The sequence below is a fragment of the Paraburkholderia sp. genome (genome assembly GCF_035656215.1).
In the GTDB taxonomy this organism is placed as follows: Bacteria; Pseudomonadota; Gammaproteobacteria; order Burkholderiales; family Burkholderiaceae; genus Paraburkholderia.
Genome location: NZ_DASRSY010000071.1, coordinates 1 through 12963, shown reverse-complemented (window position 1 = coordinate 12963; position 12963 = coordinate 1). Strand labels below are relative to the sequence as shown.

General features: G+C 60.9%; 13 protein-coding genes, 1 tRNA gene and 1 pseudogene. 7 read left to right on the top strand and 8 right to left on the bottom strand.

Translation table 11 applies throughout. The annotated features are described in order from the left end of the window. Nucleotides 1-5 precede the first annotated feature (5 nt). Both VFE81_RS04100 and VFE81_RS04095 read left to right on the top strand, forming a co-directional pair. On the top strand, nt 6-653 hold the full coding sequence (locus VFE81_RS04100) for a pentapeptide repeat-containing protein (RefSeq protein ID WP_325043371.1): 648 nt from the start codon (nt 6-8) through the stop codon (nt 651-653). A 679-nt stretch (nt 654-1332) separates the two neighbouring features. Continuing rightward, nucleotides 1333-1470, top strand: a complete 138-nt coding sequence (locus VFE81_RS04095; protein WP_325043369.1) for a hypothetical protein — start codon at nt 1333-1335, stop codon at nt 1468-1470. Between the two features lie 37 nt (nt 1471-1507). On the opposite strand, the gene VFE81_RS04090 is transcribed toward VFE81_RS04095, so the two are convergent. The 3 genes from VFE81_RS04090 to VFE81_RS04080 all read right to left on the bottom strand — a co-directional run bounded on the left by VFE81_RS04090 (nt 1508) and on the right by VFE81_RS04080 (nt 3812). Continuing rightward, on the bottom strand, nt 1508-1834 hold the full coding sequence (locus VFE81_RS04090; protein WP_325043368.1) for a hypothetical protein: 327 nt from the start codon (nt 1832-1834) through the stop codon (nt 1508-1510). Nucleotides 1835-2000: 166 nt separating this feature from the next. Next, a complete protein-coding gene (locus tag VFE81_RS04085) occupies nt 2001-2720 on the bottom strand; it encodes a peptidoglycan DD-metalloendopeptidase family protein (protein ID WP_325043367.1) in 720 nt (239 codons plus the stop codon). Nucleotides 2721-2903: 183 nt separating this feature from the next. After that, nucleotides 2904-3812 (bottom strand): aldose epimerase, encoded by a 909-nt coding sequence (locus VFE81_RS04080; RefSeq protein ID WP_325043366.1) that lies wholly within the window; start codon nt 3810-3812, stop codon nt 2904-2906. A gap of 666 nt (nt 3813-4478) precedes the next feature. Here VFE81_RS04080 and VFE81_RS04075 point away from each other — a divergent pair. Together VFE81_RS04075 and VFE81_RS04070 are read left to right on the top strand one after the other, a co-directional pair. Then, nucleotides 4479-5309: an undecaprenyl-diphosphate phosphatase gene (locus VFE81_RS04075; RefSeq protein ID WP_325043365.1), complete on the top strand. Its 831-nt coding sequence runs from the start codon at nt 4479-4481 to the stop codon at nt 5307-5309. A gap of 310 nt (nt 5310-5619) precedes the next feature. Further along, nucleotides 5620-5693, top strand: a tRNA-Arg gene (locus VFE81_RS04070). A 58-nt stretch (nt 5694-5751) separates the two neighbouring features. Here VFE81_RS04070 and VFE81_RS04065 read toward each other — a convergent pair. Beyond that, nucleotides 5752-6135: a DUF427 domain-containing protein gene (locus tag VFE81_RS04065; protein WP_325043364.1), complete on the bottom strand. Its 384-nt coding sequence runs from the start codon at nt 6133-6135 to the stop codon at nt 5752-5754. A gap of 331 nt (nt 6136-6466) precedes the next feature. Next, entirely contained in the window at nt 6467-8047 is a 1581-nt protein-coding gene (locus tag VFE81_RS04060; protein WP_325043363.1) for an acid phosphatase, read from the bottom strand. A gap of 245 nt (nt 8048-8292) precedes the next feature. Here VFE81_RS04060 and VFE81_RS04055 point away from each other — a divergent pair, with 245 nt between their 5' ends. Then, nucleotides 8293-9756, top strand: a complete 1464-nt coding sequence (locus VFE81_RS04055) for a cytochrome-c peroxidase (protein WP_325043362.1) — start codon at nt 8293-8295, stop codon at nt 9754-9756. A gap of 57 nt (nt 9757-9813) precedes the next feature. On the opposite strand, the gene VFE81_RS04050 is transcribed toward VFE81_RS04055, so the two are convergent. Further along, on the bottom strand, nt 9814-10053 hold the full coding sequence (locus VFE81_RS04050; protein ID WP_325043361.1) for a hypothetical protein: 240 nt from the start codon (nt 10051-10053) through the stop codon (nt 9814-9816). Nucleotides 10054-10332: 279 nt separating this feature from the next. Between VFE81_RS04050 and VFE81_RS04045 the strand changes: the two genes are divergently transcribed. Together VFE81_RS04045 and VFE81_RS04040 are read left to right on the top strand one after the other, a co-directional pair. Further along, nucleotides 10333-10722 (top strand): RT0821/Lpp0805 family surface protein, encoded by a 390-nt coding sequence (locus VFE81_RS04045; RefSeq protein ID WP_325043360.1) that lies wholly within the window; start codon nt 10333-10335, stop codon nt 10720-10722. 82 nt (nt 10723-10804) lie between these two features. Continuing rightward, nucleotides 10805-11254 carry an NUDIX hydrolase gene (locus VFE81_RS04040; protein ID WP_325043359.1) on the top strand — a complete coding sequence of 150 codons (450 nt, stop codon included), beginning with the start codon at nt 10805-10807 and terminating at the stop codon, nt 11252-11254. Nucleotides 11255-11327: 73 nt separating this feature from the next. On the opposite strand, the gene VFE81_RS04035 is transcribed toward VFE81_RS04040, so the two are convergent. Both VFE81_RS04035 and VFE81_RS04030 read right to left on the bottom strand, forming a co-directional pair. Continuing rightward, entirely contained in the window at nt 11328-12335 is a 1008-nt protein-coding gene (locus VFE81_RS04035) for a transporter substrate-binding domain-containing protein (RefSeq protein ID WP_414695545.1), read from the bottom strand. A 144-nt stretch (nt 12336-12479) separates the two neighbouring features. Further along, nucleotides 12480-12963, bottom strand: a pseudogene (locus VFE81_RS04030) (glutamine--tRNA ligase); the annotation flags it as partial.

The following is a 12963-nucleotide window of genomic DNA, read 5'->3' as shown; positions in this document are numbered from 1 at the left end:
ATGAGGTGGCAAATGAGGTGGCGAACAAGGCGGGCTATAAAGAGCCGCTCCACTTCACCGACTGCGATTTCGAAGGCGCCGATCTATCGCGACTCGATCTGCGCGGCGCCGAATTTCATCGTTGCACGATCGTCGAGACGTCGTTTTTCGGCGCGACGTTGTCGCACACCCGCTGGGTCCGTTGTCGTGGCCGCGAGGCGGATTTCGCGTCGGCTGATCTGGTCGACGCGGCGTTTCAGTCGTGCGATCTGAACAATACCAGCTGGCGGCGCGCCAAGCTTGCCTCGGCCTCGTTTCACAGCTGCAAGCTGACCGGCGCCAATTTCGAAGCATGCACGTCGCTCGGTTTGAGCTTCGTCGAAACCTTGCTGGTGGGCGCGCATTTGCGCGGCCTGTCGTTTCGCAAGACCACGCTCCAGCAACTCGATTTCTCCGACGCCGATCTCGCCGCAGTCGATTTCCGCGAGGCGATCTTCGATGGCGGCAGTCTGAAGGATGCCCATCTGAAGGGCGCGCGCTTTGACGGCGCGGACCTGCGCGAGGCTGACCTGAGCGGCGTGCGGCTCGTCGATGCAGCGCTTTTCAAAGGCGCGACGATTTCGCATCAGCAGGCGGCGGTGCTCGTGACCGAACTGGGGTTGCGAGTCATGTGACCGCGATTTCTAGCTGGCCGATTTTTAGCCATTCGGCCAGCTTGAACGAATGGCTGCATCTATTTATCATCCGATTTATCGATTAACTAAAAGCGGCCGATTTTCGACCACGCAATTTGTCGGTTGATTTGAAGATTTTTTAAGGTATTCGCTATTCGCGAATTTGTTGTGAGGAGACGCAATTGTCTATTCGCGTCGCTCATTATCTGCTAATGCGTGGGTATGGTGCGTTGGCGCACTAAAGGTTCGCAATGCGTAAAGCGTCAAAATCATACCGGGCGCGGTTAGCGGAAATCGGCCACGGGGCTTTCGTCAGTCTTTTTCAGTGGCGTACGGTAGATGTTTGATCCATAAGGGCTTGCGAACGATTCATGGGGTTTTAGACTCGCCGTTTCAATGGCGTGTTATCTGGAGTAGATAAGGGTATTTACCCCGCTTATTCCCGGTATTCTTCTTCACGTAATGCGGATTCCGTGCGCCGCGTCACATTAATTGCGCAATTAATAGATTGCACTTGTAAAAGCGGGTTGTTAGATTCAGTTCTGGCGCATGGTGAACCGGTCCTTTGCCGATATGCGCCGAACCCCCGTTAGCCCGGCCTCGTGCCGGGCTTTTTTTTTCTGCCCGGTCGTTGCCGATTCAATCCTGAGTCATTGCGGTTTCACACGTGGGGCGGATCATGAAAAGTTACTTTTTTTTACCGCCGGTCATGACCTGGTTGATCATTTTTCTCGGCATCTGGCCGATTGCGCTCGGTGTGCTGTTCGCCTTCGCCGCGCGTGTCGATCCGCGCTCCGGACGCTGGCGTCGCCGCTAGTTCGAGCGGCGCAGCACCCTGCGTTGCTACGTTACCTTCACTGCTTGCAGCGAACCACCATCGACCGGTTCTTTACATTCGCGCCGAAAATCCCACCGACCGAGCCACCCGAGGTGGCGCCGTTGTCGACGTCCTTCGAAACGACGTCGTAGCCATAGTTGCCGCAGACTTCGCCGGCGCGCTTGTAGCACTCGGCCCAACTGGAGCTGGCGTCACTGCCGCTGCAATTGATCGCAAAGCCCGTGTCGCCGCTCGGCAGGTAGGTCATCGTAGTGGTGCTCGAGCAGCCACTGAGGCTGCCGAGCGTAAGCAGCCCGAGGCTGATCGCCGCGGCCGTCGCGGCGGACGCAATTGCGCTCTTCATTGCAGATTCCTTACAGATGGGGGAAGACGTGGCGCGAGGCCACGTCATGCATAGGATTGAGCGTTTTATAGCATGCCCGGTTCCCTCGACTGCGCATGCAGGGCGCGTGCCAGACCGCGGGAAGTGGGCACAGAAGCAACGCCCTGACTCGCGTTCGACCAACAGGCTAGCGCGGCGGCAGCGCCCGCGACGGGTCGATCGAGCGGCCCTGATAGCGCAGTTCGAAGTGCAGCATGACGCGATCGGTGTCGGTGTCGCCCATTTCGGCGATCTTGTCGCCGCGGGCGATCGACTGACCTTCTTTCACGAGCAGCACGCGGTTGTGCGCGTAGGCAGTCAGGTAATCGGCATTGTGCTTGATGATCAGCAGGTTACCGTAACCGCGCAAGCCGTTGCCCGCATAGACCACCGTGCCGGACGCCGCTGCGACCACCGGGGTGCCCGCCGCTGCCGAAATATCGATGCCCTTCGAATTGGAGCCGTCGAAACGCCGGATCACCGTGCCGTCAGCCGGCCACACCAGCGAGATCGTCGAAGCCGGCGCGGACGTCGGCGCGCTATCGGCCGGGGCCGAACGCGGCGCGGCCGAAGCGCTTGCGCTTCCTGAGCCGCTGCTGCGTATTGCGCCACCTGAGGCGCCGCCTGTGGACCCGCCCGGCGGCGTGACGCGCAGCACCTGCCCGACCTCGAGGCTGTCCGGGTTGGTCAGATTGTTCCAGCGCACGATGCTTTGCACCGACTGCCGGTTGCTACGTGCGATCTTCGACAGCGTATCGCCCCGTTCAACGCGGTAAAAGCCTGGCCCCACCGGAGCGGACCCGCAGGCGGCGAGCACCGCCAGCAAAGACGCGCAGGCAAACCGTTTCATCATTCTTGTTGTGAGCATTGGACCTCGCAAAGCGCTGCCACGCGCCGATCCCGATCACGCGGCAGGTAGATGCAAAGCGTCCGATTCTAACGGTTTTGCGCTGCAGCATCCGAAAAACGGACGCAGAGGTGGACACGAACGACGGGAACGCGGCGAAACGCCACGTAACCCATCACGTCGCGGTGAGCGGAAAACCTGCAATTAGCGCAGCTTGCTGACACCGATGCGCAGTGCGGCCGTCTCGGTTTGCCCAGGTTCGAGCCAGCGCAGTCCCATGCCGTTGTGAATCGCGTCCGGCAGACCCAGCCATGGCTCGACGCAGTAGAAGTTCGAGTCCGCGGCCTCGGTCCATGTCGTTACCGCGTACCAGGGCACCGAGTCCGGCCGTTGCAGATCGATCGTGATGAGCCGGTTAAGGCCGGGCGCGACGAGGCGCACGGGCTGATCCGGCGCACCGACGAGACAATGGAAGCGGTCGAGAATGCGCGCCTCGTCGAGCGTGTAGCGCGCCGCGCCTGGCTCGGCCGCGCTGATCGAGCCGTCGGCCTGCTGATAGCAGCGTTCGGTGCGCGGCAGTTCCAGCGAGGTTTCGGCGCGCTGCGTGTGCGGCAGCGTGAAATAGAAGTGATGACCGGCGTAGTAAGGCAGCCGCGTGTCGCCCGTATTGGTGGTGCTCAGCGTGACTTCCAGCGTATGCGTATCGACGAGCCGGTACGCCGCTTCGAAACGGAAGCCGAACGGATAGCCGACGCGTGTCGCGTCGCTGTTGGTGAGGGTCATGCGCAAGCCGGCGCCGTGCAAGTCGGCTTGGGCTTCGAAGGGCAGGTCACGCGCAAAACCATGCATCGGCAATTCGCGCACTGTGCCCTGTGCGTCACGCCAGTAGCCGATTTTGCCGTCGACGCGATGCCGGCCGAGAAACGGAAACAGCAGCGGGTTGCCGCCGCGGATCCTGGCGGGCTGGCTCCAGTCGGCGTTCTCGGGCCAATGAATCACCTCTTCGCCGTCGATGGTCCACGATAGAAGACGGCCACCGGCTTGCGGCGCGATACGGAGCACGGAGGTGTCCTGGGCAATCTCGAGAATGTCCTGTTGCGGGGAGAGGGGCATGGTCGATGGGCTGGTTGATAAAGGTTTGAATATGAGTTCGAGCGTGAGCGCATGATTCAGATGCGAGCTACGCGTGAGTCGAACGTGGCTCGAACGCGGGTTGGGAACGGTAGAGCGCGCCGCATGGCAACTCGCGAGAGAACGATTTTGCGCTGCTTTGCGCTACGGGGAAACCCTTCTGGGGAAATTGCGGGTGTCGGAGAAGCACTATCTTTACCGATAATCCACGGACTGCCCGGTAACTTCAAAGACCGGGCGAGATCGGCTCAGGAGGCTTCATGGATCTCGCAATGGCAATGGGTGTGGCGCTGTTGGGCATGTTCGCGGTAAGCACTGTCTACTTCTTCTACAAGCTCGAGCGTTAATCCAGTCGTCTGCGTCACCATTTGCTGGGCCGTCAACGCGGACCTGGCATGAGCCTCGCGCTTCCAGCGCAAGAATTACTCCTGATGGCAGGGCAGGGCAGCGGCCCGCGGCGCGCTGTTTCTCTTTCTGCGGCGTAACAACGGTTTCCAGTTGTGACGCAGCGCATCAATATTTCCCCGAATGCGGTTCAAACGCTTGGCGCTGACTTTGCAGCCAGGCATAATCGGTGCGCTTTGACGCGTCGTGTATTTCCTATTGCGGCGCGCTGTTCCCCGACATTTTCCTTACAAGGACCGCCGCGTGAACCTGTCGTTTCTGATTTTCCTGAGCGTGCTGCAAGGCGTCACCGAACTGTTCCCTGTCAGCAGTCTTGGCCATACGCTGCTTGTGCCCGCATTGTTCGGTATGCATATCGACAAGCATGCGCCGCAGTTGCTGCCGTTCCTCGTCGCATTGCACCTCGGTACGGCGTTCGCGCTGCTGTGGTACTTCCGCAAGCGCTGGTGTGCGCTGGTGCGCGGCTTCCTCGCTTCGTTCGGCGGTCGTCGCAATGACGATGCGCACATGATGTGGGCGCTCATCATCGGTACGATTCCGGCGGGTCTCGTCGGCCTGATCCTTGAGAAGCGGCTCGAGCGAATTTTCCACGATCTGCGCATCGTGGCGATCGCATTGATCGTGAACGGCGTGCTGCTGTGGTTCGGCGATCGTCTGCAGCGCTCGCGTGCGCATCAGCCGCCGGAGAAGCTGACCTTTCGCCAGGCGTTTTTCGTCGGCCTCGCGCAGATCGGCGCATTGATTCCGGGCTTTTCGCGCAGCGGACTGACGATGATTGCCGGCAATGCGGCCGGTCTCACGACTGAGAAGGCGGCGGAGTTTTCGTTCCTGCTCGGCACGCCGATCATCTTTGCGGCCGGCGTGCTCGAATTGCCGAAGCTGTTCCATGCGCCGGGCCAGCTCGCCGATGCATTGCTCGGCGGCGTGCTGACCGCAATCGCCGCCTATCTCAGCGTGCGTTTTCTGATGCGCTATTTCGAAGGCCGCGGACGTCTGGCTTCATTCGGTGTGTACTGCGTGATCGCGGGAATCCTGTTCCTCGGCTGGTTTATTTTGCATCCGCAGCCGGTCTGATTGCGCTCGATGTGCCCGCTGCTGCCCGCTAAGTGCTGACGGGCGACTGGCGAGCAAGAAGTGATCGGTTATAATCCGGGCCCGGCTCAACCTGTCGGGCCCGTTTTGTTTTGTGGCGAGGTGGTTTGACTGCCGGTCGGCGTTGCCGCGCTGCGGATCAGATTTCCAAGCCCCGGCCCGGTTCAGTTAGAATTTCGGTATCCCACGAACCCTGTGGCAGCGATATTGCACAGGTTCCAATGCCCGATACGGGTTCTCATTGCGGGCGATGCACGTTGTACACGTTCGTGTAGCATCGCCTCACGTCAATACGGCAGTAGCTCAGCTGGATAGAGCATCGGCCTTCTAAGCCGAGGGTGGGGGGTTCGAGTCCCTCCTGCCGTACTTCAAATACCTGGCGCCGCGCATTGAAGCTTCAAAGCTGCGATGCGCGCCTGGCCGTTTACTCTGCCGGCTGTACGTCGATAGAATCGACCCGGTTCGGATAGAACGCCAGATGCTGGGCGATCTCTTTCACCGCCACGTAGGGCGACTCGTAGGTCCAGACCGCATTCACGGTCCGCTCGCCGCCAATCGGAATGCTGTAGTACGCGCAATCGCCCTTGTACGGGCAGTAGGTCGCGTGATCAGTGCGTTCCAGCAGCGTCATCTCGACGTCATTGCGCGGAATGTAATACACCGGCGGATACGACGCTTCACGCAGCACCAGCGCATTGCGTGTATCGGCGATCACGCGGCCGGCCACCGTGACCACCACACGGGCTGTGTCCGGCTCGACCGTGATCGGATGATCGGGGCCGGGGACCTTGATGGTTTTTTCAGTCATGCTGTCGAACTCCTGGATGAGTGGGCAAGCCTGCAACACGTCGCTAAGGGTTTCGAGCCGCCATCGGCGGGAATAATCGCGCCCTGCGTCGAAGCATACGCCGGTCATGAAACGCAGTGTGTCGCTGCTCGCGTCTTTCACGAGTTCCGTGCGTCGTCGGTTAGCGCGTGTGACGAACACAAAAAAGGGCAGCCGAAGCTGCCCCGTCAAAGTCTCACCGTCAGGCGGACTGTTGCTTACTGATGTTCCCGGTCCGCAGTTCTGTCGCGGATCGGTTAACGTCGCTCGTCACATGCTGAGCGCTTGTAACCGTCCGCTCATCACCTACCGCTTACTGCCTGATGTTCAGCGCGGCCGTCAGGTCGCCCATCGGCTTGCTGCCGTTGCTGACCAGCGCAGCATCACGCGTGGCGATGCCCGGCAGCGTCGGCAGCGAAAAGCGGTGCGTGATGAAGCGCAGAATCGACGTCGTGTCGTATTGCGTGTGATCGACGAAACCCTTCTTCGCGTACGGCGAGATAATGAGTGCCGGAATCCGCGTGCCCGGACCCCAACGGTCGGCCTTCGGCGGCGCCACGTGATCCCAGAAGCCGCCGTTTTCGTCATACGTCACGACCACCAGCATGTTGTTCCACTGCGGGCTTTTTTGCAGATGTGAGATCACGTCGGCAATGTGCTGGTCGCCTGAGGCGACGTCGGTGTAACCCGCGTGCTCGTTCAGGTTGCCCTGCGGCTTGTAGAACGACACTTGCGGCAGCGTGCCGGTATCGATCGCCTTGATGAACTCGGCGCCGGCCAGACCGCCGTCGAGCAAATGCTGCGTACGGTTCGCGGAGCCCGGTGCGAGATCGGCGAAGTAGTTGAACGGCTGGTGATGCGGCTGGAAGTTCGGCGCCGTCAGATTTGCGCCGTAGATCACGTTCGACGTGCCGTTTTGCGCCGCCGACACCGCCGCGCCCCACGCGCCGCCGTACCACGCCCACGACACCTTCGCGGCATTCAGCAGATCGCCGATGTGCTGTTGTGTCTGGGCCGGCAGCGTGGTGGCCTGGGTCGGATCGGCAAGATTCGCATCGCCGCCCGACGCTGCCTTGTTGCCGCTCGGCTGATACGGCGGCTGCATCGTGTTGATCGCGTAGAAGTCAGGCGTCAGGTTGCCCGAGAGCACGTATTTCGGCGGCCCGCTTAACGCCGAAGCCGGCGAGTTGGTCGCGACCTTCAGCGTGACGCCGTCGTTTTCAACCGACGAGATCGAGGCCGCTGCCGGGCTCTTATCCGCATTCGGATAAGTCGGCGTGCACGCGCAAACCAGCCACTGGTGATTCAGGAACGAGCCGCCGAATGCGCCCATGAAGAAGTTGTCGGCCAGCGTGTATTGCTGGGCGATCTTCCACAACGGCAGCTTGTCGGCATTGAGCGTGTAGTGGCCCATGACGAGGCCGCCGGAATCCGCCCACGCGGCGAACTTGTCGTTCTTGCCGTCATTGATCTGCATCTGGTTTTCATAGAAGCGGTGATACAGGTCACGCGTCGTGGCCGTGATCGGCGTGTTGAAACCCTTCGGATCGTCGATGGCGAACGGGCTGTTCGGCAGGTTGGCCGTCATCGCCTGCGTCACCACGGGCGTCACGCCGGTTTGTGTCAGACCGTTCCACACTTGCGGCAGCGTTGCGAGCGCTGTGCCGTTGCGGTCGACCTGCGTGGCACTCGCCGCCGTCACATTCTGCAGACCGTTGGCGCCTGGGAAGTTGCCGTACAGATTGTCGAAGCTGCGATTCTCCGCGTAGATCACCACGACCGTCTTGATCGAGGTGATATCCGGTTGCTGGGTGACATTGTCGCCGCCGCACGCATACAGACTCAACGCTGCTGCGATCGCGATAGGCATCGCGCAGATCAGTTTTTTGTTCATTTGGTATGTGTTCTCTCTCTCGCGTTGGGGACGGGCCGCGTGCATGACTTACACGGATGGCCGCGAACGAAAGTTTGAAGAGGGAATTTGACAGAAAGATGTAATTAATTACGAATTGCTTTGGTTTTGTTATTTTTGTCGGCTGTATGTCATTTAGCCGACATATCGATGAAATACGCTCGCGGACTTCAATATCGCAAACTCACATCATTCATATGCGGCCTGGTCTCACAGGGATTCGGAAAATGGCGGTTTTGCCGCAGGCGCGGCGGCGCGCGGGGGCGGCAGGCATGGGCGCGATGCTGGCGCTCGCATTCGCGGCAATGATCCTGACTCTGGCTGCGTGTGATGCAGGCTCGCCGGCCTCGGGGGGCACGGCACAGGCGAGCGGCAAGGCCGATGCAAGCGGTCAGGCGCAAGTGAATGCCAAGGCGGATCTGAATGCCAGCGGCAACGCGGGTGCCGAGTCTCAAACGAATGCGTCGTCTGCATCGGGACCCATGGCGGCCTCGACCATTAAAGTGGCCGGCCATGAAACCGGCCAGACCCGTGCACAAGTCTACGAATCCGTGCGGCAGATGACGGCGCTGGGCAAGCAGTTGTTCTTCGACGCGTCGCTGTCCGGCTCGGGCAAGCTGGCGTGCGCATCGTGCCACAGTCCCGATCACGGCTTTTCGCCGGCGAATTCGCTGTCGGTCCAACTGGGCGGCAACGACATGCACCGCATCGGCATGCGCGCCGCGCCGACGCTCAAATATCTGCAATCGGTGCCGGCGTTCGCCGAGCACTATCACGAGTCGGACGACGAAGGCGATGAAAGCGTGGATGCCGGGCCGACGGGCGGCTTGACGTGGGACGGCCGGGTCGACCGCGGTTCGGACCAGGCGCGCATTCCGCTGCTGTCGTCGTTCGAAATGGGCAGCACGCCGGCGAAGGTTGCGGCCGCGGTGAAGGCCGCGCCGTATGCCGACGCTTTCCGCGTCGCATTCGGCGAGCATATTTTCGATAGCGACGACGTCGCCTTCAAAGCCGTGCTGCAAGCGCTGGAAACCTTCGAGCAGACGCCCGAGCTTTTTTATCCGTACACCAGCAAGTACGACGCGTATCTGGCAGGCAAAGCACAACTGACCCAGGCAGAGCTGCGTGGTCTGCAACTATTCAACGACGAAAAGAAGGGCAATTGTGCGAGCTGTCACATCAGTCAGCGCACCATGGACGGCGCGCCGCCGCAGTTCAGCGACTTCGGTTTGATCGCGATTGGCGTGCCGCGCAACCGGGCGCAGGCGGTGAATCGCGATCCGCATTTCTATGACCTTGGCGCATGCGGGCCGGAGCGTACCGACCTGAAGGGCCGTGCCGAGTTTTGCGGCATCTTCCGCACGCCGACGCTGCGCAATGTCGCGTTGAAGAAAAGTTTCTTCCACAACGGCATTTATCACTCACTCGATCAGGCGGTGCGTTTTTATGCGCAGCGCGACACGAATCCGGAAAAATTCTATCCGGTCTCGAAGGGCAAAGTGCAGAAGTTCGACGATCTGCCGCAGCGTTACTGGGCCAATCTGAATACGGAGCCGCCGTTCGATCGCAAACCGGGCGACAAACCGGCGCTCGACGAGGCTGAAATCAAGGACGTGGTGGCGTTTTTGAATACGCTCACGGATGGGTATAAAGCGGGAGATAAAGCGGGAAAAAGCACGGCCGCGAATTGATCGCCAGACGATGGCTGCGCTGCCGGTTCAAGGCGGTATGTGTTGTCGTGGGCGTGGTCAGCTGCCCGCGCCGGCAATGATGTAATAACAGCCGACCAGCAGCAATGCAAACGACATCAGTAGGCACCCAAAGCCGGCGCGTGTCAGCAGATTCGGCCAGCGTGCGCGCGGGAGGCTATCCATTTGCACGATGCGCCGCGCGAGACCGGGATCGCAACTGATGGCGAACGGCACGAGCGCGACGCAAAAGATTGCGAGCGCGACGGCAAAGGTTTCGAGGGCAAACGAGATGTCCATAAGGCGGCGTTGGAAGCTTGATCGGCGCTGCAGCGCAACAGACCTATCTTAAGAAGATGTTTCATCAGTAGATATGAGACGTGTCCTAAAATGACGCGCAGCCGTCGTGGTAGTGCGTTTCCGCCAGGCGGGAATTGAACGCTGAGGCTGCTGCGGGCCGCTGTGGGTGGCATCGAGGCGGTCACTTCGGGGACGTCATGCTATGCTTTTGGGGTCCAGATCACGAGCCGCTACGAGCGCTCTCGAGACCGCCGAACTACTCTTTGAGGAGAACCCTTCATGTCGATGCGAACCCGTGTCCTGTTTCATCTGACCGTCGGTGGTCTGCTGCTTGGCGGCGCCATTGGCGCGCAAGCGGCAAACCTCGGTTTTCTGAACGACACGCCGATCAGCTACATGAAACAGCGCGATGTCGATTCGATCAAGAATGCCGTCTTCGCTGCCTTGAATGACAAGCAGGACGGCGAAAGCGCGAGCTGGGTCAACGAAGGCACCGGCAACAGCGTCAAGATCGACGCGACGATCACCATCGCCAGCACCGCGAAGGACGGCGAGCGCACCTGCCGCGACGTCGGCGTCGTACTGAATGCGAAAGGGCAGTCGATGAACCTGCGTCCGCAGTTCTGCAAACAGGGCAGTGGCAACTGGCAATTGCAGAAAAAGCACTGAGCATGCGGGCCGGTATGACGACGGGCGCCGGCTTGCCGTCGGTGCGGTCTGAAGCCGTGCGTCCTTGCGGCGCGATGCGGCGATGAGCGCGCGGGTCATCTCGTGCGGTGTCGTACTGCTCGACCCGGACGGTCGAGTATTGCTCGCGCACGCCACCGAAACCTCTCACTGGGACGTTCCGAAAGGGCACGGCGAAGAGGGTGAGGCGCCTCACGTCACGGCGTTGCGTGAGATGGTCGAGGAGACCGGCATCGTGATCGAGCCCGAGCGTTTGAAGGATCTCGGACTGTTCGTCTACCGGCGCGACAAAGATCTGCATCTGTTTGCGGCGCGTGCAACGGCCGACGAACTCGATCTGACGGTGTGCACCTGCACGTCGCTGTTTCCGCGCCGCTCGGACGGCACGCTGATTCCCGAAATGGACGCATATCGCTGGGCCGCGCCGGACGAAGTCGAGCGATACGCGAGCCGCAGTCTCACCCGGCTCTTTCAGACCACGCTTTCGCTCCTGGAACTGCATCGAACGCTATAGTGGCGGATGTGCCGTTTTCGCCGTTAAGCGCGGGCGGCAAAGGCCTTGGCACTCGTGCGGTTACTCCACGCGTTCAGTCGAGCGCGCGGTCGTTCGGATGCGCGAACAGCGCGCGGTTCTGCTCCGATAGCGGAAAATTCAAATTGATGCCTTGGGGCGGAATCGGCTGCGTGAACCACTGGTTATACAGACGCTCCGCGTCACCGGCAGTCTGGCCACGCGCGATCACGCCGTTCACGAGCGTGCGAAACGGCTCGTCGCCCTTGCGAAACATGCATGCGTAAACCTCATAGCCGAGCGGCGTGCCGGTCACCACGAAGTCTTCGGGGTGCGCGTCGGTCGACTTGAAACCGTACACGATCGGCTCGTCCATTACGAAGGCCACTGCCCGGTCTTCCTTGAGCGCGGCGAAGGCTTCCGGATGGTCGCGCGCGCTCGTGATACGCATGTTCAGATGTTTTTCCGTGTTCAGACGGCGCAGCAGGCGTTCGTCGGAGGTGCCGGCGGTTGTCACGACCGTCTTGCCGGCCAGATCCGGAAAATCCGTGATGCCGCTGTTTTTGCGGGCGAGCATGCGCACTGCGTACTGAAAGAAGCTGTCCGAGAAGGCAGCCACGTTTTCGCGTTCCACCGTATGCGTGGTCGAGCCGCATTCCAGATCGATCTGGTTGTTCAGCAACATCGGCGTGCGGTTCGACGAGGTCACCGTGATTTCGTGCACTTTCAGTTGCGGCAGGGCGAGCGTTTTCTTGATTTCGTCGACGATCTGCAGCGCGATGGTCTGGGAGTAGCCGACGGTGTGCTTGCCGTCGAAGTACGAGAAGGGAATCGACGCCTCACGCACGCCGAGCACGACCACGCCGTCGTCATGGATTTTCTTCAGCGTGCCGGAGAGTTCGTCCGCATGAGCGGGGCAGGCGAGCGCCGCCGCACCGAACGCGACCAACGCCACGAGTGCGCAACGCACGCTTTGTGCGATGCGCGGGGCGTGGGTTATGTACGGAGCAGGAATAGTACACGCGCGGCGCGCACCTCGTGCTGAGCCCCCGGCACTGGCCCCGCGGCAGGCTGCAACTTTCATCGGGTCTCCTGGACAGGCGCGTGCACCTATGCCGCGCCGTCGCTTGTCGATGGAACATGATGCAACAAAAACGGCGTGCATCCCGCTCACGAAATGCACGCCGTATTCAACTTCAGATGCGCTTCGCGCTGTAGCCGCTCCAGCTTACGCCGGCTTGCCCCAACTGTCGCGCAAACTGACGATGCGATTGAACACGGGCTTACCCGGTTTCGAATCGACGCGGTCGGCGACAAAATAGCCGTGGCGTTCGAACTGATAGCGCTGTTCCGGCAACGCGTCGCGCGCACCCGGTTCCAGGTAGGCGTTGACCACGCGCTTCGAATCCGGATTCAGCGCTTCGAGGAAGTCGCGGCCACCGGCGTCCGGTTGCGGTTCTTTGAACAGACGGTCGTAGATGCGCACTTCGGCCGGGCACGCGGTTGCCGCGCTGACCCAATGAATGTTGCCCTTGACCTTATAGGTGTTCGCGCCTTCGGTGCCCGATTTGCTGTCCGGGAAGTAATTGCAGTGAACCGCGACGATGTTGCCGTTCTCGTCTTTGTCCGCGCCGATGCACTCGATCACATAGCCGTAGCGCAGGCGCACCTTGTTGCCAGGGAACAGACGGAAATAACCCTTGCTCGGCACC

Bases quoted from the DNA above. Each gene is read 5' to 3' on its own strand.
- VFE81_RS04095 (WP_325043369.1), top strand. From the start codon at position 1,333: ATGAAAAGTTACTTTTTTTTACCGCCGGTCATGACCTGGTTGATCATT.
- VFE81_RS04090 (WP_325043368.1), bottom strand. From the start codon at position 1,834: ATGAAGAGCGCAATTGCGTCCGCCGCGACGGCCGCGGCGATCAGCCTC.
- VFE81_RS04085 (WP_325043367.1), bottom strand. From the start codon at position 2,720: ATGCTCACAACAAGAATGATGAAACGGTTTGCCTGCGCGTCTTTGCTG.
- VFE81_RS04080 (WP_325043366.1), bottom strand. From the start codon at position 3,812: ATGCCCCTCTCCCCGCAACAGGACATTCTCGAGATTGCCCAGGACACC.
- VFE81_RS04065 (WP_325043364.1), bottom strand. From the start codon at position 6,135: ATGACTGAAAAAACCATCAAGGTCCCCGGCCCCGATCATCCGATCACG.
- VFE81_RS04060 (WP_325043363.1), bottom strand. From the start codon at position 8,047: ATGAACAAAAAACTGATCTGCGCGATGCCTATCGCGATCGCAGCAGCG.
- VFE81_RS04055 (WP_325043362.1), top strand. From the start codon at position 8,293: ATGGCGGTTTTGCCGCAGGCGCGGCGGCGCGCGGGGGCGGCAGGCATG.
- VFE81_RS04050 (WP_325043361.1), bottom strand. From the start codon at position 10,053: ATGGACATCTCGTTTGCCCTCGAAACCTTTGCCGTCGCGCTCGCAATC.
- VFE81_RS04045 (WP_325043360.1), top strand. From the start codon at position 10,333: ATGTCGATGCGAACCCGTGTCCTGTTTCATCTGACCGTCGGTGGTCTG.
- VFE81_RS04040 (WP_325043359.1), top strand. From the start codon at position 10,805: ATGAGCGCGCGGGTCATCTCGTGCGGTGTCGTACTGCTCGACCCGGAC.
- VFE81_RS04035 (WP_414695545.1), bottom strand. From the start codon at position 12,335: ATGAAAGTTGCAGCCTGCCGCGGGGCCAGTGCCGGGGGCTCAGCACGA.